Genomic DNA, 21,279 nt, shown 5'->3' on the forward strand with positions numbered 1-21,279 from the left:
CTCCTCGACCTGGCCGACCGGACCAGCCAGGCGCCACCCGACGTGCTTTAGTTAATCAGGCCGGCATGCACCATGGCACTGCGCACGGCCACGCGCGTGGATTCGGCAACCGGCACCATCGGCAGCCGCAGCCGCTCCTCCAGTTTGCCCAGCAGCGACATCGCGTATTTCACCGGCCCGGGATTGCTCTCGACGAAGAGGTTGGTGTGCAGCGGCATCAACTTGTCGTGCAGCTTCAGCGCGGTCGCGACATCGCCCTTCTGCCAGGCGGCATGGAACTCGGCGCATAGCCGCGGCGCCACGTTCGAGGTCACGGAGATGCAACCATGGCCGCCATGGGCCATGTAGCCGAGCACGGTCGCGTCCTCGCCCGAGAGCTGGTTGAAATCCTCGCCCATCGCCGCCCGCTGCTGCGACACCCTCACCATGCTCGCGGTGGCGTCCTTGACGCCGGCGATGTTCTTCAGTTCCCACAGCCGCATCATCGTGTCGACCGACATGTCGATCACCGAGCGCGGCGGGATATTGTAGATAATGATCGGGATTCCAATCGCATCGTTGATCGCCTTGAAGTGCTGGTAGAGCCCCTCCTGGGTCGGCTTGTTGTAATAGGGGGTGACGACCAGCACGGCGTCGGCGCCGGCCTGCTCGGCGTGCTCGGACAGCTCGATCGCCTCCTTGGTCGAATTGGAACCGGCGCCCGCGATGACGGGCACCCTGCCCTTGGCCTCACTGACGCACCATTCGACCACCCGCTTGTGCTCGTCATGGCTGAGCGTCGGGCTTTCGCCCGTGGTGCCGACCGGAACCAGGCCGTTGGTGCCCTCGGATATCTGCCAGTTCACCAAGGAGCGAAAGGCCGCCTCGTCCACGGAGCCGTTCTTGAATGGCGTCACCAAAGCGGTGAACGAGCCGCGGAATTTTGTCTTGGCTGCCATGGACTTCCTCCAAACACTTCTAAGGGTTGCGGCGCGGGTCAGAAAGGCCAATTCATATCGAGTCCGGCGGCCAGGCGAAAGGGCCGCAGTCCCCGTCCCATTGCCAGCCGCGATTTTGCCGCTGTCATGGCGCAAATATCGCTTCCGCGACACTTTTAGCAATTTGTCCACATATTCAATCAAATACAGCTAAGGCCTCAGCGATCAGATGATTCGCCGCCGCAGAGGAAAGCCGTGACCCCTTCCCCCCGCGCTGCCGCATTGCGATCGACCGCCTTGGCGACATCGCTAGCGTTGGCCTTCGCCCTGGCCGCGATGGCAGAAGCCGCGGCCGGCCCAAATGTTCCCTTGCCAAAGCCGCGGCCGATCGCGCGCAGCGTGGTTCCGAAAACCACGCCTGCCACCACCACACCCGCAGCCGCCAAGAATACCGCCACCGCTCCCAAAGCTACATCGTCCAACGCACCTGCTCCGCCCCCAGCCCATTTGGCGCCGGCCACGCGCCAGCATGCGGCGCCGGCGCGGAGCAAGCCGACGGTGCCTGCCGCTGTGGCCGCGACCTCATCGACTTCGCAGAGCGACAAGGACGCGCTCGAGAACGTCATCGAGCTCGTCCGCAAGCAGAAGCCCGGCGATGCGACCCAGGTCGAGGCGACGATCTCCGACCCCGTCGCCAGAAAGCTCGCCGAGTGGCTGATCCTGCGCAGCGAAAACAACGGCGCCTCGGTCGAACGCTACCGCGCCTTCATCTCCGCCAACCCGAGCTGGCCCTCGCAGACCTTCTTGCGCCGCCGTCTCGAGGCTGCGCTTTGGGACGACCGCCGCGAGGATGCCGCGGTCTGGTCGTGGTTCGAGAACGAGTCGCCGGTGTCGGCCAAGGGCCGGTTCGCGCTGGCCAAAGCGATGCTCGCACGCGGCGACCGCGCCAATGCCGAGCGGCTGGCGCGCGAAGCCTGGCGCAGCGATCCCATGAGCGAGGACACGGAAACCACCGCGCTCGACCTGTTCGGGGCGCTGCTCACCGCCGGCGATCACAAGGCGCGCATGGACACGATGCTCTATGGCACCGAGCAGGAGGCTGCTGGCCTGCGCGCGGCCAAGCGGCTGGGCTCGGGCTATCTCGCGCTCGCCAAGGCACGGATCGGCGCCAACAAGAGAGCATCCAACCTGAGGGCGCTATTGGAAGCGGTGCCGCGCGAACTGCACGGCGACACCGGCTATCTGTTCGCCCGGATCCAGTTGCTCCGCCGCGAGGAAAAGTTCGCGGAAGCGGCGCAGTTGATGCTGAGCACGCCGAAGGATCCGGCGAGGCTGTTCAATGTCGACGAATGGTGGATCGAGCGGCGCCTGCTGGCGCGCAAGATGATCGACGTCGGCGAGAACCGCACCGCCTATCTGATCGCGCGCGATGCGGCGCTGCCCGCACGCGACATCTACAAGACCGAGCAGGAGTTCACCGCCGGCTGGATCGCGCTGCGCTTCCTCAGAGATCCCGGGCTCGCCGCGCAGCATTTCGCCCGCATCGGCGTTGGCAGCGTCAATCCAACCGCGCTGGCGCGCGCCGGCTATTGGCAAGGCCGCGCCGCCGAAGCCGCCGGCCGCAACCAGGAGGCGCGCGCGGCCTATCTGCGCGCGGCCGAGCAATCGACCAGCTATTACGGACAGCTCGCGCGGGCCAAGCTCGGCTTGCCGCAGATCGAGCTGAACGGTGTCCCGGGCGCACGCGGCCGCGGCGTCGAACGGTTGGAGATCGTGCGCGCGGCGCAACTGCTCTATGAGCTCGACGAGCGCGAGTTCGCAATTCCCCTGCTCGCCGACATGGGCGAGAACGGCGACCCTGAGGCGCTGGTCGGGCTCGGCGAACTGACGGCGCGCTACAGCGATGCGCGCGGCATGCTGTTGATGGGCAAGGCCGCGCTCAACCGTGGTCTGCCGTTCGACTTCTACGCCTATCCCATCAACGGGATTCCGTCCTTCAGGTCGATCGGCCCGGACATCGAGCGGAGCATCGTCTATGCGATCGCGCGGCAGGAGAGCGCGTTCAATCCGGCCGTGGTTTCGCCGGCGCAAGCCTATGGGCTGATGCAAGTCACGCCGGATGCGGGGCGCTATGTCTGCAAGCGCGCCGGCGTCGCGTTTGATCTGAACCGGATGAAGACCGACTCGGTCTACAACGCCGCGCTTGGCGCCGCCGAGCTCGGCGGATTGCTGGAGGACTATCGCGGCTCCTACATCCTCACCTTCGCGGCCTACAATGCCGGCCGCGGCAGCGTGCGGAAATGGATCGATCGCTACGGTGACCCGCGCGATCCCAAGGTCGACGCGGTCGACTGGGTCGAGCTGATCCCGTTCTCCGAGACGCGCAACTATGTGCAGCGGATCATGGAGAACCTGCAGGTCTATCGCGCGCGGTTCGGTGGCGGCACGCGGCTGCAGATCGAAGCCGACCTCCACCGCGGTGCCAGCGTCGAATAGGCGAATAGCGAATAGAGAGTGGCGAATGGCAGGGCAGGTTGGCGGTCCCGAGCAGCGCGCTTAACGACAGATGCGGCGACCCTGCTGTTGCGAACACACGGAGGCCCTGGGCTGGTTCGGAGTGCCATCTGTGAGCGCGAAGAAGGGCGAGATCGTCTGAGCCGGGCTGCAAGCCATGGGCGCCGAGACAAGATTGCGGGGAACAGGGAACCCAGAGGGCTTTCAACCGCCTGAGAGGCCGTTCCGCGTTATTTCTCGACACCGGTAAATGTTAGGGTTCAGCCAGCCGTGACAGCCTGCCCTATCCCCTGGCAAGCCGATCGCACCATAACTCTTTGAAATAACTAGAATTACTGCAAAAATCCACTTTCAAGATCAGCACTGTCCGATCGAGTCGCGTGTTAAACGTCAGATGTTATCCACAGCGTAATCAGGCCTCGGGTCGCCAACGCCAGCGCACAGTCCGGTGTCCCCTCAATCTGCCGCTTGCGGCTCGCCCGCGCGTCGTGCATATCGGCGCAGCCGGAGACGTGGCCGAGTGGCTGAAGGCGGCGGTTTGCTAAACCGTTATAGGCTTGTAAAGGCCTATCGAGGGTTCGAATCCCTCCGTCTCCGCCATTTGCACTCTATAGTTCGATATTGCCTCCGATCACCGCATTCTACCAAGCGGGTCTAGCACCGCTGATTCTACTGTCTTGGAGACTAGTTCGGCGCAATCAGGCGGCTTACGACCCCAAAGCGGACCTGACGCGTCGGTGCAGTCCGTCGGGCGACTAAGCAGGAACGTATGTCAGCCTGACCGTGTCCTCGCCAACGAGATCGGTGGAAACAAGGCGGAGCGGCGGTCGGGGACCGGCGAAGAATGGCTTGCCGCGACCAAGCACGATGGGGTGGAAGTAGAGTCGATACTCATCGATAAGACCAAGGTCGGTTAGGCTTTGTGCCAGGTCCGGGCCGGAAACTGTAATCTCTCCAACAAGCCGAGCCTTCAGGCCACGTATCACCGCCTCGATGTTATCCTCGACAAGTGTGGCGTTGGGGCCGACTGAGTTCAACGAGCGCGACACGACCCACTTCGGTTGGCGCCGCCACGCCGCCGCGAACTCGTGATGCTCCGCATTCCACTCAGGACGGTCTTCGTCCCAATAACGCATAACCTCGTACATGCGGCGACCGTACACACTGCCGGTCAGGTCGCGCACGTGCTCTATCCAGTGACGAAAGAGTGCGGAACTTGGCGCAAATTCCTGGTGATCGACATAACCGTCCAAGGACTGGTTCATTCCGAAGACGATCTTTGCCATGCTACCAAATCTCCATCCCAAGATCTTCACGATAGTATGAACAGAGTGATGCAGAAAGTGGAGTTGGCCGCAAACTGCGTGCCGCGTTGTCGATGCCGGTAAGATATGTGATCGGACAGAGCGGCTACATCCTGTATGCAGAAATCAATTCTGATTACACCCGCCGACCCGAGCCGGAGAACTGCTGCCCGCGCTCAAGAAGGCGGCGAACGTCTCCGCTTAAGATCGTTCGTGCAGGGCGCCGGCATCACGCTGCAGGTGCCCTCGCCGTCTAGCTAACGTGCGGCCCCTCCCGCTCGGCTTTTTACTTGCGATACTGCGCCGGAGGCTGCGGGTTGTTCGCCGGATTGGTGTCGTGCTTGGAAAGTCGCGTGATCAGCTTGCCGCCGACAAGGGGCTGCAAGTCTGCTTCCAGCGCGTCAGCGAGCGGCTTGGCATAGACTTCATTACCGTCAACATAGAGCGTGAACGACTTGACGTATTTCGCCTGCTTTTCAGGATCCTCGATCGTCGCTTTGGTCCATGCGTAAAGCGGATAGTTTTCGGTGCCCCGCTTCTCAGCTTCAGCCACATAGTCGGCGAAGGCATCGAACTGAGACTTCATCGTCGCATGATGTCTGGCGAGGATGTCCGCCAGCGGCTTGATTGCCGGATTGTCGGGATCGCGCCGCGCCACTCCGGCAAGCTCGTCGCCGAGATAGATCCGCACCTGGAATTCCCATTGCTTACTCATCGTTGGCTTCCCCGAGGCCGTCACGAGCTCGCCTCGTCGGCTATCTAAACAGATGTACGCTACGGACCATCGGCCAAGCTCCCGACCAATCGCCCTTGATGCGACGCCGTCCTCTCGCGGTCCAGACAAAAGTGGTTGAATACCTTCGCAGAAATCGCCAAGCGGGATGCATCTCCGCAAACACCGGTCAGCCGATCCGCATCGAAAGCTCGACGTCCCCACCGAATGGCGTGGACATGTAACCGTTCGCGGGCGAGCGAACATGCGCCAGGTAGTCGGGGCTGTAGTCAGCGTTGTCGGCGACGATGAAGGCGCCCGGCCGGAGGCGGCGCTCCACCAGGCTCAGTATCTCGGGATAGAGCGCCTTGGCGCCGTCGAGCAGCAGCAGGTCGATCGTTTCGGGGAGATCGACGCTCAGCGTCTGCAAGGCATCTCCTTCTCGGATCTCCACGAGGTCGATGAGACCGCCGGCGGTCAGATTGTCGCGGGCCCGTGCGGCCTTGGACGGCTCGAACTCGCTGGAGATCAGGCGGCCACCGCCATTGTCCCGCAGCGCTGCGGCGAGATGCAGTGTCGAGATGCCGAACGAAGTCCCGAACTCGACGATCACCCGCGCGCCGCCGCCTCGCGCCAGCATGTAGAGCAGCGCGCCGGTCTCTCGCGAGACCGCGAGCGGAAGATCTTTCAGCCGGCCGTAGAACTCGCGGTAGTCGGTCTTGCTTCGCATCAGACGCGAATGCTCCTCGCTGGAGAGATCGGCCACTGCAGGATTGGCCGCGGGCGAAGCCGCATCGGCCTCTTCGAATAAGCGATCCAGCAAGGGAGCAAGCGGGATGGTGGTCAGGGTGGTCATGCAGGTCTCCACTCTCGGATGAGCGCGTTCTTGCGCCGGATCAGAAATACGACTAATCCCTCGCATTTCCTATTCGCATTACCAGGCCACTCCATGACCGATCGGCGAAGTACCCGGATTTCCTCACGAAAACAGCCCAAGCAGGCGCGCTCGGCGGAGCTCGTCGCCGCGATTTTGGATGCTGCTGTTCAGGTTTTGGCGAAGGAAGGCGCGCAGCGCTTCACCACGGCGCGCGTGGCCGAGAAGGCCGGAGTCAGTATCGGATCGCTGTACCAGTATTTTCCGAACAAGGCGGCGATCCTCTTCCGACTGCAGAGCGACGAATGGCGGCAGACGACCGACCTGTTGCGCGGAATCCTCGAGGACAACCAGCGACCGCCGCTCGAACGGCTGCGCACCCTGGTCCACGCCTTCGTGCGCTCGGAGTGTGATGAAGCCGCGATGCGTGTGGCGCTCAATGACGCCGCCCCTCTCTATCGCGATGCGCCCGAAGCGCAGCAAGCGATGGCGTCGGGCGAGCGCATTGTCCAGGTCTTCATGCAGGAGGCGTTGCCCGAGGCATCAGAAGCAACTCGCGCGTTGGCCGGCGACCTGATCACGACGACGCTGACCGAGGTGGGCAAGCAGTTCTCGGAGACCCCTCGCTCGCCCACAGAGATCGAAGCCTATGGCGACGCCATGGCCGATATGTTCTGCGCGTACCTTAAAGATCTCGGGCACTGCTGAGATCGGCGGCAGAGCCGATCGCAACGGACCGATCAGCGCCGCGGCCAAGGATGATCGCGGCGACGAGCTCCGCCGGCTTAGTGCGCCGTCATCCAGGCGCGGGCTTCGCGCTGCGCCGCGGCGATCTCGGCTTCCGTCATCTGCTCGGCGATCTCGCGCCGCATCACCATGGCATCCGTACGGCCCTTCAGGGCGGCAAGGTTGAACCACTTGTGCGCCGCGACCAGGTTGACCACGCCGGAACGGCCGCTCGCCCAGTAGAGACCACGCTCGAACAGCACGTCCGAGATCGCGGTCGCGTCCACCGGAATGGCCGTCTCCAGATTGATATGTCCCTGAAACATTCTCGTAGCTCCCCTTTTTTGTTGTTGGCCGCTCTCCCCCGAGCGCGGCCCCCGTCCACATCTAACGCCTTACTTCCCCAACGCCGTTTGCCGGCTTGTTGAGGGAGATCATGACGGGCAAATTTGAAAAGCAGTTTAAGTATCGCGATGAACGGGGTGTAAACGCGGGGGGCGCGGCGAGTTCCCGAAATCCGAGAAGTGCCTGCAGCACAATGGTTTATGCGCAATGGTGAAGTCTGGTTTACCCTGGCGGTTGGCGGAACGATAACCATCGCGCGCAAACGCCAACTGGACGCGGCAGCACCGCCGCCCGCCATACGGCAGCGGAAGCCAACCGGTCGTCATGTGGGAGAGATCAGGCAATAAAAAAGCCGGCACCAAACGGCCGGCTATTGGAACGAGGGCGTCGGCGAACACGTCAGGATCAGATCTCACGATGGGCCTTGGGCCCTGTGAAATTGCGGAGCCGAATAGAGGTCCGCACCGAACGAAGAAACCTGTTTCTTCTGCCGGATCGACTTCGAAGGGCAAGCCCTTCTTATAAGGCGATCCAGCCGTTTGACCTGATGTCTCGCCGACACCCTCTTTCGTCAACCGGATCCGCCTGAGTGGATTGCTCCAAGGAAGCAGATCGTCCGAAGGTCCGGGTGACGGGCCGGCGTCAATCCGCCGGCATCCTCTCTCGGGCGAGAGTTACTTCTTCTTCTTCGCGACCTTCTTGGTCTTCTTCGCAGTCTTCTTCACTGCGCTCTTCGCCTTCTTCGCCTTCTTAGCTTTCTTCGCCATGTTGCCCTCCAATATCGTGAGATGGCTATACTTCGCTGCGTGCACTCGGGAATCGAGATGCACTGCATCCCGAATACACCAACACATCGAAAAAAACAGCGTCCAGCTTAAGGAAGTGTTGATGTTACGAGGCGCGAGAAGTATGCGCGCGCCAAGCGCAAGCGCGACGTTGCGCTGACGCGGTGATGCAGGAAATGCAGAGTCGATCGACATCGACACTCATCGCGAATGCAGAAAGTGCCTGTGCCACAGGCATTTCTTGAATTCTCGTTTCTTCGCGCATGATGCGACGGAGATGTCGGCGCAACTCACGAGGCCTGCCGAGAAGGCGTTGCGCAGGCGTTGAGACGCCAATTCCGGCTACAAAAAAAATTTCGTGGGTAAGCCGTATCGGCGGCATCTCCGCCCGCCGAAACGGCCTTTTCGGACGAATCTCGGCCGACCGATTCGGTGGAGGGACGATCCCGACGCGGTGATTGAAGGCGTGAGAAGCGAGCCGCGGACGCCTTCGCGCATCGCACAGAGCGCCTGCTGCGATGCCGTTCGCGTCCGCGAGCGATGCGTTCAGAGGCCGAGCTTCGACTTCAGGAGATCGTTCACAGCCTGCGGGTTGGCCTTGCCGCCAGACGACTTCATCACCTGTCCGACGAACCAGCCGATCATCTGCGGCTTCGCTTTCGCCTGCGCCACCTTGTCCGGATTGGCGGCGACGATGTCGTCGACCACCTTCTCGATCGCGCCGAGGTCAGTGACCTGCTTCATGCCGCGCGCTTCGACGAGCGCACGGGGATCGCCGCCTTCCTGCCAGACGATCTCGAACAGGTCCTTGGCGATCTTGCCGGAAATCGTCCCCTCGCCGATCAGGTCGATGATCGCGGCAAGCTGCTCGGAGGAGACGGGCGAGCCCGTAATATCCCGGCCTTCCTTGTTGAGGCGCCCGAACAGTTCGTTGATCACCCAGTTGGCCGCGAGCTTGCCGTCGCGCGCACGGTCGGCGAGGCGGGCAAGCACCGTCTCATAGAACTCCGCGCTCTCGCGCTCGGCGACCAGCACGCCGGCGTCATAGGGCGACAGCGCGAAGTCGGAGATGAAGCGCGCCTTTTTCTGATCGGGCAGCTCGGGCAGCTCGGTCTTCAGCTCGTCGACGAACGCCTGGCTGAACTCCAGCGGCAACAGGTCGGGATCGGGAAAATAACGATAGTCGTGCGCCTCTTCCTTGGAGCGCATCGAGCGCGTTTCGCCCTTGCCCGGATCGAATAGCCGCGTCTCCTGGTCGATGCTGCCGCCGTCCTCGAGGATCTCGATCTGGCGCCGCGCCTCATACTCGATCGCCTGGCCGATGAAGTTGATCGAGTTCATGTTCTTGATCTCGCAGCGGGTGCCGAGCGGGCCGCCCGGCTTGCGCACGGAGACGTTGACGTCGGCGCGCAAGCTTCCCTTCTCCATGTCGCCGTCGCAGGTGCCGAGATAGCGCAGGATCGAGCGCAGCTTGGCGACGTAAGCCTTGGCCTGCTCGGCATCTCGGATGTCGGGCTTGGAGACGATCTCCATCAGCGCGACGCCGGAGCGATTGAGGTCGACATAGGACATCGTCGGCGACTGGTCGTGCAGCGACTTGCCGGCGTCCTGCTCCAGATGCAGCCGCTCGATGCCGACGGTGACGCTGCGGCCGCCTTCGAGCTCGACCAGCACCTCGCCCTCGCCCACGATCGGCGACTTGTACTGGCTGATCTGGTAGCCCTGCGGCAGGTCGGGATAGAAATAATTCTTGCGGTCGAACACCGAGCGCAGGTTGATCCTGGCATTCAGCCCGAGCCCGGTGCGCACTGCCTGCCGCACGCATTCCCCGTTGATCACGGGCAGCATGCCCGGCATCGCCGCGTCCACCAGCGAGACATGGCTGTTCGGCTCGCCGCCGAACGCGGTCGAGGCGCCCGAGAACAGCTTTGAATTGGAGACGACCTGGGCATGGATCTCCATGCCGATCACCATCTCCCAGTCGCCGGTCGCGCCCTTGATGAGCTTGTGTGATGTGACAGGTGCGTTCATTGGTCTCGGTTTCCGGACAATTGATATCTGGGACGGCTTTGGGCTTCGCGCAACGGACCGCGGCAGTCAAGCCGGAGAGCATGATCCGGAAAAGATCATGCTCAAACAAAGGGATTCGGGTGGTCAAAGCCCGCGTCGAAACGCCTGGTAGGACTTGCTCAGGCGGAGTGCGTCGGCCCCGCCCGCGATCAAGAGGTCGACCTGTTCCGGCGGCAGCGCGAACCGCGTCGGGATCGCGTTCAGGATGCCGGCGCGCTCTTCGCCCAACTGATCGAAGCCGAGCCGCTCGACATAGATGTGGACGTCACCGCATTGCCAGTTGCCGCCGACGCCAAGGCGGGCGCGATCGGCCGCCGACAGTCCGCACCGCCACCGCTTCAGCTTGCCCGACCATTCGGTGGCAAGCCCCGAGAATGCCGCGTAGCTCGAGCGCACGCTGGCATCGATGGCGGTGTCGGCCGCCGCCGCAACCAGCTCCGCCCCGCTCGGGCCTTCGAGGCGCTGCGCGAAATCGCCGGATATGCCGCGCCCGGCATCGACCACCATGAACAGGATCCGCTGGAGCTTCACCGCCTGCCGCTCCGTCAACGGCTGGTACGGCCGCTCCGCTGCCAACAGCCCGATGGTGAGACCGGACAGGCCAAAATTGTCGACGAGCCCGCCGTCCAGCAGCTTCACGTAGCGCATGGAGCCGTCGCGGTAGCGCGCATTGGCCTCGGCGAACGAGCGCAGCAATGGCTGCGCGTTCGGGTCGCGCCGCACGCGTTCGAGCCAGGCCGGCAGCGGCTTCGAGCAGCCGCCGGGATAGGTCTCCAACACGATCGGCGCGAACGCGAGCGGCACCGCGGCCGATGCGGCAACCGCTTCGGACACACGGTAGGAGCGGATGTCGCTGCACAGTGCGTCAAAGGAGGTCTTTCCGAACACGAACGGCGTGCGGTTATAGATGTCGGAGGCGTTGATCCAGACCTTTGGCCGCCGGTCCTCGCGCAGCGCATCGAACCGCGCGCCGTCGAACAGGTTCTGGTCCAGCCACTCGGTGAGCTGGCTGTTGTTGACGCCACCGGCGAGCGCACGGCCGATATTGCCGAGCGAGACATTGGTCCTCAGCCCCTCCTCCGCATTCCGCAACAGGAAGCGTTCGCGGAAATCGTCGAGCGCGGCGCGCTTCTTCAGACCGAAATAGGCGGCGGTGATCGAGCCGCCGGACACGCCGGAGACGAAGTCGACACGATCGAGCAGGGTCTTCGCTTGGTTAGAACCGCCGTGAGAGCGATCGAGCTCCTTGAGCACGCCGAACGAGAAGGCCGCCGCGCGCGTGCCGCCGCCCGAGAAGGACAGCGCGACCAGCACGTCGTCGTCATAGCTTGGGATGTCGCGCCCGAGATTGCTGTCGGCGAGCGCATTGGCAAGCGGCACGTTGCTCGGCAGGTTGTAGACGGTTGCGCATCCGGCAAGCGCCACCGCAAAACTGGCCGCCAGTATCGTCGACAGCCACGCCCCTATGCCCGATCTACGCACAAACACCCTCTTGCCGCGCCCCCGCCACGCTTCCCTATCGCGGGCAATCTGGGCGCCCGCGTGGCGCGCAAAGACAGGGCCAATGTCCATCCGGGCGAATTGAATTGCGGTCAAGTAAAGAAACCGCGTCAAAATGAACCACGAAAGCCTTCACAACTTGGAGAGGTTAGAGCGTTTTCGAGCGAAGTGGACACCGGTTCGCGTAGCAATCAAGTTTACGCAGATTGCGTAGACTTATCTGCGCAGAAAACGCGTCAAACAACAATCTAGAGCAGCGCAGAGACGATCCGCTCCCACTCGGCATCGAGGGCATCCTTGGCCACCGGTTGGCCCGCCCGGCGGTACCAGTAGCCGGCATTGCCGACATCGCCCTCGACGCGATGTAGATAGGCGTGCACCCAGGCGGCCTCGGCGGTGCTTTCGTCCTGCACGATGCGGTGCGCCTTGTCCCAATTGCCTTTCGCCGCCCACCACAGCGCCGCCAGCGGCGGCGACAGCGAAGGCTCCGGCGCGGCGTCGTTGAGGCTGGCGCGGAAATCGGCCATCTCACCACCACCTCGGCGGCGTAGAGCGTCCGGCCGCCTGCTCGATCACTTCGCCGAGCGAGAACAGCGTCTCTTCATCGAAGGCGCGCCCGATCAGTTGCAGCCCGAGCGGCAAGCCCTGCGCATCCTTGCCGGCGGGGACCGCGATGCCGGGCAGGCCTGCCATGTTCACGGTCACCGTGAAGATGTCGTTGAGATACATCTCGACCGGGTCAGTGCCGCCCTTCTCGCCGACGCCGAACGCCGCCGACGGCGTTGCCGGCGTCAAGATCGCGTTCACGCCCTTGACGAAGCAGTCCTCGAAGTCGTTCTTGATCAGCGTGCGCACCTTCTGCGCGCGCAGGTAATAGGCGTCGTAATAGCCGGCCGAGAGCACATAGGTGCCGATCATGACGCGGCGCCGTACCTCATCGCCAAACCCTTCGGCGCGGGTGCTTTCATACATCTCGCCGATGCTGCGGCCGGGCACGCGCAGGCCGTAGCGAACACCGTCGTAGCGCGCCAGGTTCGACGAGGCTTCCGCCGGCGCCACGATATAGTACGCCGGCAGTGCGTATTTGGTGTGCGGCAGCGACACCTCGACCAGCTCGGCGCCGGCGGCCTTCAGCCATGCCGCACCGTCACTCCAGAGCTTCTCGATCTCCGCCGGCATGCCGTCGAGACGGTACTCCTTGGGGATACCGATCTTCATCCCCTTCACCGACTTGCCGATCGCAGCCTCGTAATCGGGCACGCCAATGTTGACCGAGGTGGTGTCCTTCGGATCATGCCCCGCCATCGAGCGCATCAGGATCGCGGAATCGCGCACCGTGCGCGCGATCGGGCCGGCCTGGTCGAGCGAGGACGCGAATGCGACGATGCCCCAGCGCGAGCAGCGGCCATAGGTCGGCTTCACGCCGACGGTTGCGGTGAACGCGGCCGGCTGGCGGATCGAGCCGCCGGTGTCGGTCGCGGTCGCGCCCATGCAGAGCAATGCGGCGACGGCGGACGCCGAGCCGCCGGAGGAGCCGCCCGGCACCAGATGCGTGTTGGAGCCCTCGCGCCGCCACGGATTGACCACCGGGCCGAAGCACGAGGTCTCGTTCGACGAGCCCATCGCGAACTCGTCATTGTTGAGCTTGCCGAGCAGGATCGCGCCGTCGCGCCAGAGCTGCGAGGTCACGGTCGATTCGTAAGGCGGCACGAAATTGCCGAGGATCTTCGAGCACGCCGTGGTGCGGATATCGCGCGTCGCGAACAGGTCCTTGATGCCGAGCGGGATGCCGGCGAGCGGACCGCCATCGCCCTTGCCGATCTGCTCGTCGGCGGCTTTGGCCATCTCGCGTGCGCGGTCGGGCGTCTCCAGCACATAGGCGTTGAGCACGCGCGCCGCTTCGATCGCGGCAAGATGCGCGTCGGTGAGCTCGCGTGCGGTGAAGGATTTGCTCGCCAGGCCCTCGCGGGCCTCGGCGATCGTCAGCGATGTCAAATCGGTCATCTATTTATTGATCGGGCTGCAGAAGAACGGAGACAGGGTCTTGTCGTCGGCGGGGTCGTCCTTTTTGGCGCGCGCCTTGTCGGCGGCCTCGAGCTGATCCAGCACGGTTTGCATCACCGCATTCGGATCGGCGGCCTTGCCCTGCCGCTCCATCACGTCGAGATAGTTCATGTAGGCCTGATAGGCTTTTTCATCGTCGCAGAGCAGACACATCGGACTTCCCGCAAAACAACAGAGAGAGGAGCTTACTCGACGACCTTCGGCACCAGGAAGAAGTGATTCTCGGTGGCCGGCGCATTGCGGACGATATCATCCGCAATCTCGCCGTCATTGACCACGTCGGCACGCTTCTTCATCTCCATCGGAGTGACCGAGGTCATCGGTTCGACGCCCTCGACATTCACCTCCGAAAGCTGCTCGACGAAGGCGAGCATCGCGTTCAGCTCGCCCTGCAGATGGGGAACTTCAGCCTCGGAGACCGCGATCCGCGCAAGCTGCGCGATGCGGCGGACGGTCGTGGCGTCGACTGACATTATATAAGGCCTTTGGGCAGCAACATCAGCCCGCCGTATAGCAGACGCCGGTTTTGCGCCGCAACCCGCAGGGAACGTAGCCGTCTCTCCAATGAGAGAGCCCCGTAGCCCGGGTGGAGCGTCAGCGTAACCCGGGGCCGCCCGTAAATATTGATGCAGGTGTCCCGGGTTGCGCGTTCCGCTCCACCCGGGCTACGAAGCAAGCGATGTGGCGCTAGCGGGCCAATTTGCCCATCCGCGCCAGTGCCTCGCCGGCCAGCGTCCGGGTCAGCTCGGCCGCCGGCATTTCGCGGCCCAATGGCAGCGCCTGCCCGGCCCACATATTGGTGAAATCGACCCTGCCGAGTTTTTCGGCAGCCATCTTCAACGGCGCCAGCGCGGTTGCGGCATGCGGAAAGGCCGGCGCATCCGGCGAGATTGGCCCGATCTCTGACATCACGCGGTTGGCGACCCCGCGCGCCGGCCGCCCCGTCATCACATTGGTGATCACGGTGGAATCGTCCCTCGCCTGCGCCAGCGCTGCACGCGCCGCCGGGCCCACCCTGGATTCCGGGCAGCGCAGATAGGCACTGCCGATCTGCACGCCGGAGGCGCCCAGCGCGAACGCCGCCGCGATCCCGCGTCCGTCCGCGATGCCGCCGGCCGCGATCACCGGCACCTTCACCGCATCGACCACCTGCGGCACCAGCGCGAAGATGCCGGGCTGCTCGGCAATATTGTCGGTCAGGAACATGCCGCGATGGCCGCCCGCCTCCGCGCCTTGCGCGATGATGACATCGGCGCCGTGCTCCTCGAGCCAGACCGCTTCCTTCACGATCGTCGCCGACGACATCACGATCGCGCCCGCTTCCTTCACGCGCCTGAGCAGCCGCTCCTCCGGCAGACCAAAATGGAAGCTGACGACTTCCAATTTCAATTCCTCGACCATCTCGCACATCGCATCATCGAACGGCGCGCGATTGGCGGCGTTGACGGGCGCCGCGGAATCCAGCCCAAGCTCCTTGTAGTACGCCGCAAGCCGCGCCTTCCAACGCGCCTCGTGCTGCGGATCCGGATCGTCCGGCTGGTGGCAGAAGAAGTTCATGTTGATCGGCGCGGAGACACGCTGGCGGATGATGTTGACCTGCTCGCGCGCCTTCGCCGCCGTGAGCATCGCGCAGGGCAATGAGCCGAGCGCACCGCCTTGCGCGGCCGCGATCACGAGGTCTGCATCCATCACGCCGGCCATCGGCGCCAGCACGATCGGAAACTCGGTCTTGAACAGATCGATAATTCGGCAGTCCGGCCACATGATTCAACTCTCGCGTTGGCTCGTTGCTAGTAACCTTCTCCCACAACGGGAAAAGACGAGATGCGCCGAATGAGGGGTTCTCTCCACGGGCGCACGTGTTCGTGGAGAGAACCCCTCACCCAAGCGAATTCGGTCGCAGCCGCCAGAGATGCCCTCTCCCACAAGGGGCGAGGGCGCATCAACCGGCAGCATCGAGCCACGATCAATTCAGCGCGAAAGCGTTTATTGCCCGAAAACCCCCATCTCGACAGTCAGATTAGGCAGCGCTACCATTCTCTCGAAATGAATACTTGAGAACGCTGCCATCTCAATAATGAAACGCAGGCTGCGATCATGGAACTCACCGACCTCCAGACCTTTGCAACTGTCGCCCGTCTCGGCGGCATCACCCGCGCCGCCGATGAGCTGCACACCGTGCAGTCCAACGTCACCCAGAGGATCAAGGCGCTCGAAGCCGAGATCGGCACCGCGCTGTTCGAGCGGCACAGCCGCGGCATGACGCTGACCGGCGCGGGGCGACGGCTGCTCCCGTATGCGCAACGAATGGCCGCGCTCTCACGCGAAGCGATGCTCGCCGCGCGCGATGATGGCGAGCCGAAGGGACCGCTGGCGATCGGCTCCATGGAGACGACGGCCGCCGTCCGCCTGCCCGTGCTGCTTGCCGAATTCCATCGCCGCTTCCCCGCGGTGCGACTGACCCTGAAGACCGCGACCACGACCGATCTCGTCACTGCCGTGCTTGATGGCACGCTGGACGGCGCCTTCGTGGCCGGTCCGATCGATCACGCCGAGCTCACCTCCACCCTCGCCTTCCGCGAAGAACTGGTGCTGGTCACCGCGCGCCGCTGGGCCAACCTCGCCGCCTTGCGTGCGGGCACGTCGGAATCCGGACCGACCGCGCTGGTGTTCCGCACCGGCTGCACCTATCGGCAGCGGCTCGAGCAGATCTTCACCGACTTGGGCTGGCCGTCGGCCGCACGCTTCGAGCTCGGCACGCTCGACGGCATGGTCGGCTGCGTCGCCGCCGACATGGGCGTGACGCTGTTGCCGCGCGTCGTCGTCGAGCGCAACGCGTTGCATGCCAGCGTCAGCATCCACGCGCTCGATCCATCCTATGCGCGCGCCGAAACGATCTTCATCCAGCGCCGCAGCGCCCATCAATATAGCGCTCTGCAGAGTTTTGCCGCCTGTCTCGACAAGGACGATCAGGTCATCGCGGCCTGACCGCTCGTTCCGCTCCGCGAAATCCGGAAAGCCTTATTTCTGTGACGGAGCCATCACAGGTTTCGCGCGTGCGGGCACCCGTATGGTGCGGGCCCGCCATCAAAAATTTTTGGATCGTGCCCCGCGTCTACGTTAGTATGTGGCGCTTTCTACCAACAACCATAACGTCAACATCTGGGAGGGACTGCGATGCGCACCGCATTCGTGTTGTGCTGTTCTGTTGCTTTGTTGGTTACGGTCGGAACGGCAAGCGCACAAGACTGGACCAAGTCGAAATGGGGGCCGAACGACGAGATCGGCGCCGCCAACTACATGACGCCAGAACTCGTCGTCAAAGCCGCATCATTGGTGAAGACCGGCAAGACCTACGCGCTCGGCATTCCCGTCGATACCAAGACGCCGGCCTATCCGCCGCGCAGCTTCAAGATCACCATCGTTCAGCCCGGACAGGCCGGCAGCTCCGGCATCGGTCCGAACAAGGCGACCTACAATGACGATATCATCGATACCTGGGTCGGCATCGGCAGCCAGCTCGACGGGCTCGGCCATCTCGGCATCGAGCACGTCTACTACAACGGCAACAAGCTCGCCGATTTTGCCGATCCTACGGGCTTGAAGAAGCTCGGCATCGAGAAGGTGCCGCCGATGGTCGCCCGCGGCGTGCTGCTCGACATGGCCGCCTATTACAACACCGACGTGGTCAAGGAGGGCACCGCCTTCAACGTCAAGGAGATCGAGGAAGTCGCGAAGAAACAGGGCGTCGAGATCCGCCAGGGCGACGTCGTGATCTTCCACACCGGCTGGCTTAGCCTGATCGGCAAGGACGACAAGCGCTATTCCGCGGGCGAACCCGGCCTCGGGGTCGAGGGCGCCAATTATCTCACCGGCAAGGGCGTGGTGGCCGTCGGTGCCGACACCTGGGCCGTCGAGACCATCCCGTTCGAAAGCCCCAACGTGTTCGAGGTGCACCAGATCCTGCTTGCCAAGAACGGCACCTACATCCTGGAGAACATGGACACCGCCGAGCTCGCCAAGGACAAGGGGTATGAGTTCCTGTTCGTGCTCGGTCAGCCGCGCTGGCGCGGCGGCGTACAGAGCATGATCAACCCCATCGCGATCCGCTGACATCAGCCGCGAACGCGCTTCCACCTCTCTCCGCTGGGGAGAGGTGGCCCCGTAGCCCGGGTGGAGCGGAGCGCAACCCGGGGGCATTTGCGTCAGCGTCGGCGAGCGTTCCCGGGTTACGCTGCGCTTCACCCGGGCTACCGATCTTCGCCTTCCCGCTGGGGGGAGGTGAAGGGCGGCTTTGCCTCCGCAGGGCACCACGTGTTAATCGCATCCTCATGCCCGCCCCTGTCCTCCCCCTGATCGAAGCTGTCGCGCACTGGCCTGAACGTGGCGCGTTGATCGGGCTCGATCTTGGAACGAAGACCATCGGCGTCGCCGTCTCCGATCCCGATCGCCGGCTGGCTACTGGCGTCGAGACCATCCAGCGCAAGGCGTTCAAGGCCGACGCGGCACGGTTGATGGCGATCGCCGGCGAGCGCAACGTGGTCGGCTTCGTGCTTGGGCTTCCCATCAACATGGATGGCAGCGAGGGGCCGCGGGCGCAATCGACCCGCGCCTTTGCCCGCAACCTCTCCAACCTGACCACGCTCGCGATCGGGCTCTGGGATGAGCGGCTCTCGACGGCGGCGGTCGAACGCGAATTGATCGGCATGGATGTCAGCCGCGCCAGGCGCGCTGAAGTGATCGACGAGCACGCCGCGATCTTCATCCTGCAGGGCGCGCTGGATCGGCTGGCAAAATTGCGGGGCGAGCGCTGAAGCATGGCCGTCGTCATCGCGGCGCTGTTGCCGACATTCCTCTTGATCGTGCTCGGCTTCATCCTGAAGCGGACGCTACTCAAGCCGGAGACGCAATGGCACGGCCTGGAACGGCTGACCTATTACGTGCTGTTCCCGGTGCTTTTGATCCAGACGCTGGTGAAGGCCGACCTGACAAAGGTGCCGATCGGCGGCGTCGGTGGCGCGCTGTTCCTCTCGGCGCTGGCGATGTCGCTACTGTGCCTCGCACTCCGCCCGCTGCTCGCACGCAGCGGCGTCGACGGCCCCGCCTTCACCTCGGTGTTCCAGGGCGCCACCCGCTGGCAGACCTATGTCGCGCTCGCGGTGTCAGGCAGTCTCTACGGCGATGTCGGGCTCGCGCTCGCCTCCGTCGCGATGGTCGCGATCATTCCGCTGGTTAATGTCTTCAGCGTCTCCGTGCTCGCACACTACGCCGCGCCGCAAAAGCAATCGGCCGGCACCATCGTGATGACGGTGGTGAAAAACCCACTGATCTGGGCCTGCGTCGTCGGGCTCCTCTTGAACGTGACCCACTTCCCACTGCCAAAGCTCTGGCATGACGTCGCCGACGCGCTCGGCCGCTCCTCGCTTGCGATCGGCCTGCTCGTCACCGGCGCCGGCCTGCACCTCGAAGGCATGTTCCGTCCGAGCCTCGCCGCCAGCGTCACGGTGTTCCTGAAGCTGATCGCCCTGCCCATGCTTGCTGTGACACTCGGGCTCGCGTTCGGGCTGTCCGGCCCGAGCCTTGTGATCGTCGCCGTCGGCTCGGCGGTACCCACTTCCTCTTCGGCCTATGTGCTCGCCCGCCAGATGGGCGGCGATGCGCCGCTGCTCGCCCAGATCATCACGCTGCAGACGATACTGGCGGCGATTACGATGCCCGTTATCATCGCGCTCGCGGCAAGCGGGCTTTAGATATAAGGCCCTATCAGGAAGAAGTAGACGGTGTTCATGGCTGAATGAAGCACCACCGTCAGCCAGGTTGAATTGCTGCGCCAACGAAGGTGGCCAAGCACAAGGCCCACGACGAAGATCTCCAGCCGTCCAAACCAATCATATTGAGTGTGGTACACGGCCCATACCGCGGAGGTCAGCACGATGGCCCCGATCGGACCAAGAAACGATTGCGACCAGCCACGGAACATGAAGCCGCGGAAGACAAACTCTTCGAGTATCGGCCCTGCAATGCAGCTGCCGATCAGCAAGGCGAGCAAACCGCTCGCGTCTCCGACGACGAGAAGCGGAGCAGCCGTAGGGTCTTGTGGGACGTCTTGGCCAACAGCATATGCGACGAAACTTTCGGCTACTAAGACCATCGTCACAATGGCCACGCCGCGCCACAGTTCGCCCGCACTCGGCCACTTCAACGCAAGATATTCCGCGAAATCTCTGCGGATCATTCGGATCGCAATCCACAACACGGCGACGGTAGCCGGAGCTGCCGCGATTGTGCCGGCGCCTTGCCAGCGCCCCTGCATCCACACCGCCTCAAATTGAGCTGGCGATAAGCCCGTCGTCCCCCCGTCCGTGGCCAGCATGATGCTGATGGTTAGTTGCCCTGCCAGAACGAACACGCCGGCAGCGATCAGACTGACAAACGTCGTCTCCATGAAGTCCCACGTTCGCGGCGAGACCGAGGCCGGCGATTTGGCATTTTCGAAGTCCGACATATCGATTTTTTCCGCGACAACGTCGCAGCGTGCGCTAAGCCTCTACCTAGCATGCCCGGCGATCATCCTGCCAGTAGGGTGCAAGCAGCTACGACTGCCCCGTCAGCCACAACGTCTGCAGCGTCGCCGCCAGATTGTTCAGCCCGTGCAGCACGATGGTGAGCCAGGTCGAATCAAAACGGTAGCGCAGATAGCCGAACACGAGCCCGATCGAAAACACCTCGCTCAGGAAGAACCAGTCATATTGCAGATGCAGCACGGTCCAGACGAGCGACGACAGCAGGATCGCGCCTCCAGGCCGCAGGGCCGTTTCGGACCAGCCGCGATAGAGGAAGCCGCGGGCGAAAAGCTCCTCTGATACCGGCGCGGCAATACAAAACGCGATGACGAGCAGCCAAAGCGCGCCTTCGGCCTGCGCCGACTTCAACACCTCGCCCATGAAGCCCGGCGAGGATTCCCGGCCGACCACGCGCGAGACCAACTCCCACACGCCAGCCAATAACGCCAGCGCGGCCACGCCGATGGCGAAGTTCTTCCAGGAGGTCCAGCGCAGCGCGAGGTAATCGGCGAAGGAAATCCGGGTCGGACGGATCGCGATCCAGAGCGCCAGCAGCGCCCCTGGCAGTCCCGTGGTGACCGAGAGCGCAATCGTCCATCCACCGCCCAGAACCTGGATGGCGGACGCGACATCGGGCGCCTCCCGTTTCAGCATGAAGTAGATGACGACGGCGAGCTGCCCGAGGAACAAGCCGCCGAACACGAACAATCCCCACAGCGTCGTACCCCAGAATTTCCACACCCGCGGCGGCGGCGGTGGAGCGGTCGTCAGCGGAGGGTTTTCGGAACTGAGGACATCCATCAGCTAACTCTCGATCGAATGCGATCCTGCCTCCACAACGTCATGGCCGGGCTCGTCCCGGCCATCCACGTCCCTTTTCTCTGCGTGGCACGAGAGTCGTGGAT

At 63.6% G+C, this 21,279-nt stretch carries 21 protein-coding genes and 1 tRNA gene; 7 read left to right on the plus strand and 15 right to left on the minus strand.

Annotation, left to right across the window (positions count from 1 at the left end; translation table 11 throughout):
• Positions 1–47 precede the first annotated feature (47 nt).
• Entirely contained in the window at positions 48–938 is an 891-nt protein-coding gene (gene dapA / locus OZ411_RS29455) for a 4-hydroxy-tetrahydrodipicolinate synthase (RefSeq protein ID WP_282530771.1), read from the minus strand.
• A 197-nt stretch (positions 939–1,135) separates the two neighbouring features.
• Complete coding sequence (locus tag OZ411_RS29460; RefSeq protein WP_282530772.1) at positions 1,136–1,399, minus strand: hypothetical protein; 264 nt, start codon at positions 1,397–1,399, stop codon at positions 1,136–1,138.
• A gap of 76 nt (positions 1,400–1,475) precedes the next feature.
• On the opposite strand from OZ411_RS29460, the gene OZ411_RS29465 reads away from it, so the two are divergent.
• Positions 1,476–3,413, plus strand: a complete 1,938-nt coding sequence (locus OZ411_RS29465; RefSeq protein ID WP_282530773.1) for a lytic transglycosylase domain-containing protein — start codon at positions 1,476–1,478, stop codon at positions 3,411–3,413.
• Positions 3,414–3,937: 524 nt separating this feature from the next.
• Positions 3,938–4,031, plus strand: a tRNA-Ser gene (locus tag OZ411_RS29470).
• A 155-nt stretch (positions 4,032–4,186) separates the two neighbouring features.
• On the opposite strand, the gene OZ411_RS29475 is transcribed toward OZ411_RS29470, so the two are convergent.
• From OZ411_RS29475 to OZ411_RS29485, 3 genes are all read right to left on the minus strand, one after another.
• Entirely contained in the window at positions 4,187–4,717 is a 531-nt protein-coding gene (locus OZ411_RS29475; protein WP_282530774.1) for a dihydrofolate reductase family protein, read from the minus strand.
• Positions 4,718–5,021: 304 nt separating this feature from the next.
• A complete protein-coding gene (locus tag OZ411_RS29480; protein WP_282530775.1) occupies positions 5,022–5,450 on the minus strand; it encodes a hypothetical protein in 429 nt (142 codons plus the stop codon).
• A gap of 187 nt (positions 5,451–5,637) precedes the next feature.
• Entirely contained in the window at positions 5,638–6,303 is a 666-nt protein-coding gene (locus tag OZ411_RS29485; RefSeq protein WP_282530776.1) for an O-methyltransferase, read from the minus strand.
• 93 nt (positions 6,304–6,396) lie between these two features.
• On the opposite strand from OZ411_RS29485, the gene OZ411_RS29490 reads away from it, so the two are divergent.
• Positions 6,397–7,029, plus strand: coding sequence for a TetR family transcriptional regulator (locus tag OZ411_RS29490; RefSeq protein WP_282530777.1), 633 nt, complete (start codon positions 6,397–6,399; stop codon positions 7,027–7,029).
• 77 nt (positions 7,030–7,106) lie between these two features.
• On the opposite strand, the gene OZ411_RS29495 is transcribed toward OZ411_RS29490, so the two are convergent.
• The 8 genes from OZ411_RS29495 to OZ411_RS29530 all read right to left on the minus strand — a co-directional run bounded on the left by OZ411_RS29495 (position 7,107) and on the right by OZ411_RS29530 (position 15,575).
• On the minus strand, positions 7,107–7,373 hold the full coding sequence (locus OZ411_RS29495) for a hypothetical protein (protein WP_130579610.1): 267 nt from the start codon (positions 7,371–7,373) through the stop codon (positions 7,107–7,109).
• A 1,350-nt stretch (positions 7,374–8,723) separates the two neighbouring features.
• Positions 8,724–10,208: an Asp-tRNA(Asn)/Glu-tRNA(Gln) amidotransferase subunit GatB gene (gene gatB, locus OZ411_RS29500; protein WP_130579609.1), complete on the minus strand. Its 1,485-nt coding sequence runs from the start codon at positions 10,206–10,208 to the stop codon at positions 8,724–8,726.
• Between the two features lie 123 nt (positions 10,209–10,331).
• Positions 10,332–11,702 (minus strand): patatin-like phospholipase family protein, encoded by a 1,371-nt coding sequence (locus OZ411_RS29505; protein WP_245476315.1) that lies wholly within the window; start codon positions 11,700–11,702, stop codon positions 10,332–10,334.
• 293 nt (positions 11,703–11,995) lie between these two features.
• Complete coding sequence (locus tag OZ411_RS29510) at positions 11,996–12,274, minus strand: hypothetical protein (RefSeq protein ID WP_282530778.1); 279 nt, start codon at positions 12,272–12,274, stop codon at positions 11,996–11,998.
• A 1-nt stretch (position 12,275) separates the two neighbouring features.
• Entirely contained in the window at positions 12,276–13,751 is a 1,476-nt protein-coding gene (gene gatA / locus OZ411_RS29515; protein WP_282530779.1) for an Asp-tRNA(Asn)/Glu-tRNA(Gln) amidotransferase subunit GatA, read from the minus strand.
• The gene (locus tag OZ411_RS29520) at positions 13,752–13,964 is read right to left on the minus strand and encodes a hypothetical protein (protein ID WP_028166674.1); all 213 of its coding nucleotides are present in this window, start codon (positions 13,962–13,964) and stop codon (positions 13,752–13,754) included. It abuts the gene before it with no gap.
• Between the two features lie 32 nt (positions 13,965–13,996).
• A complete protein-coding gene (gene gatC, locus OZ411_RS29525; RefSeq protein ID WP_028166675.1) occupies positions 13,997–14,284 on the minus strand; it encodes an Asp-tRNA(Asn)/Glu-tRNA(Gln) amidotransferase subunit GatC in 288 nt (95 codons plus the stop codon).
• Positions 14,285–14,498: 214 nt separating this feature from the next.
• Positions 14,499–15,575 (minus strand): nitronate monooxygenase, encoded by a 1,077-nt coding sequence (locus OZ411_RS29530; protein ID WP_130579605.1) that lies wholly within the window; start codon positions 15,573–15,575, stop codon positions 14,499–14,501.
• Between the two features lie 333 nt (positions 15,576–15,908).
• Between OZ411_RS29530 and OZ411_RS29535 the strand changes: the two genes are divergently transcribed.
• The 4 genes from OZ411_RS29535 (at position 15,909) to OZ411_RS29550 (ending at position 19,561) form a co-directional block, all read left to right on the plus strand.
• A complete protein-coding gene (locus tag OZ411_RS29535; RefSeq protein WP_282530780.1) occupies positions 15,909–16,799 on the plus strand; it encodes a LysR family transcriptional regulator in 891 nt (296 codons plus the stop codon).
• 189 nt (positions 16,800–16,988) lie between these two features.
• Entirely contained in the window at positions 16,989–17,924 is a 936-nt protein-coding gene (locus OZ411_RS29540) for a cyclase family protein (protein WP_130579603.1), read from the plus strand.
• Positions 17,925–18,142: 218 nt separating this feature from the next.
• On the plus strand, positions 18,143–18,625 hold the full coding sequence (gene ruvX / locus OZ411_RS29545) for a Holliday junction resolvase RuvX (RefSeq protein WP_130579602.1): 483 nt from the start codon (positions 18,143–18,145) through the stop codon (positions 18,623–18,625).
• 3 nt (positions 18,626–18,628) lie between these two features.
• Positions 18,629–19,561, plus strand: a complete 933-nt coding sequence (locus OZ411_RS29550; protein ID WP_130579601.1) for an AEC family transporter — start codon at positions 18,629–18,631, stop codon at positions 19,559–19,561.
• On the opposite strand, the gene OZ411_RS29555 is transcribed toward OZ411_RS29550, so the two are convergent.
• Positions 19,558–20,316, minus strand: coding sequence for a CPBP family intramembrane glutamic endopeptidase (locus tag OZ411_RS29555; protein WP_282530781.1), 759 nt, complete (start codon positions 20,314–20,316; stop codon positions 19,558–19,560). The genes OZ411_RS29550 and OZ411_RS29555 overlap by 4 nt on opposite strands.
• Before the next feature lie 88 nt (positions 20,317–20,404).
• On the minus strand, positions 20,405–21,175 hold the full coding sequence (locus OZ411_RS29560) for a type II CAAX endopeptidase family protein (protein ID WP_282530782.1): 771 nt from the start codon (positions 21,173–21,175) through the stop codon (positions 20,405–20,407).
• Positions 21,176–21,279: the final 104 nt, after the last annotated feature.

Source organism: Bradyrhizobium sp. Arg237L (assembly GCF_029990105.1).
Taxonomy (GTDB): domain Bacteria; phylum Pseudomonadota; class Alphaproteobacteria; order Rhizobiales; family Xanthobacteraceae; genus Bradyrhizobium.

Excerpts from the sequence above, each read along its gene's own strand:
- dapA (WP_282530771.1), bottom strand. The coding sequence starts at position 938 with ATGGCAGCCAAGACAAAATTCCGCGGCTCGTTCACCGCTTTGGTGACG.
- OZ411_RS29475 (WP_282530774.1), bottom strand. The coding sequence starts at position 4,717 with ATGGCAAAGATCGTCTTCGGAATGAACCAGTCCTTGGACGGTTATGTC.
- OZ411_RS29480 (WP_282530775.1), bottom strand. The coding sequence starts at position 5,450 with ATGAGTAAGCAATGGGAATTCCAGGTGCGGATCTATCTCGGCGACGAG.
- OZ411_RS29485 (WP_282530776.1), bottom strand. The coding sequence starts at position 6,303 with ATGACCACCCTGACCACCATCCCGCTTGCTCCCTTGCTGGATCGCTTA.
- OZ411_RS29490 (WP_282530777.1), top strand. The coding sequence starts at position 6,397 with ATGACCGATCGGCGAAGTACCCGGATTTCCTCACGAAAACAGCCCAAG.
- OZ411_RS29495 (WP_130579610.1), bottom strand. The coding sequence starts at position 7,373 with ATGTTTCAGGGACATATCAATCTGGAGACGGCCATTCCGGTGGACGCG.
- gatB (WP_130579609.1), bottom strand. The coding sequence starts at position 10,208 with ATGAACGCACCTGTCACATCACACAAGCTCATCAAGGGCGCGACCGGC.
- OZ411_RS29510 (WP_282530778.1), bottom strand. The coding sequence starts at position 12,274 with ATGGCCGATTTCCGCGCCAGCCTCAACGACGCCGCGCCGGAGCCTTCG.
- gatA (WP_282530779.1), bottom strand. The coding sequence starts at position 13,751 with ATGACCGATTTGACATCGCTGACGATCGCCGAGGCCCGCGAGGGCCTG.
- OZ411_RS29520 (WP_028166674.1), bottom strand. The coding sequence starts at position 13,964 with ATGTGTCTGCTCTGCGACGATGAAAAAGCCTATCAGGCCTACATGAAC.
- gatC (WP_028166675.1), bottom strand. The coding sequence starts at position 14,284 with ATGTCAGTCGACGCCACGACCGTCCGCCGCATCGCGCAGCTTGCGCGG.
- OZ411_RS29530 (WP_130579605.1), bottom strand. The coding sequence starts at position 15,575 with ATGTGGCCGGACTGCCGAATTATCGATCTGTTCAAGACCGAGTTTCCG.
- OZ411_RS29535 (WP_282530780.1), top strand. The coding sequence starts at position 15,909 with ATGGAACTCACCGACCTCCAGACCTTTGCAACTGTCGCCCGTCTCGGC.
- OZ411_RS29540 (WP_130579603.1), top strand. The coding sequence starts at position 16,989 with ATGCGCACCGCATTCGTGTTGTGCTGTTCTGTTGCTTTGTTGGTTACG.
- ruvX (WP_130579602.1), top strand. The coding sequence starts at position 18,143 with ATGCCCGCCCCTGTCCTCCCCCTGATCGAAGCTGTCGCGCACTGGCCT.
- OZ411_RS29550 (WP_130579601.1), top strand. The coding sequence starts at position 18,629 with ATGGCCGTCGTCATCGCGGCGCTGTTGCCGACATTCCTCTTGATCGTG.
- OZ411_RS29555 (WP_282530781.1), bottom strand. The coding sequence starts at position 20,316 with ATGTCGGACTTCGAAAATGCCAAATCGCCGGCCTCGGTCTCGCCGCGA.
- OZ411_RS29560 (WP_282530782.1), bottom strand. The coding sequence starts at position 21,175 with ATGGATGTCCTCAGTTCCGAAAACCCTCCGCTGACGACCGCTCCACCG.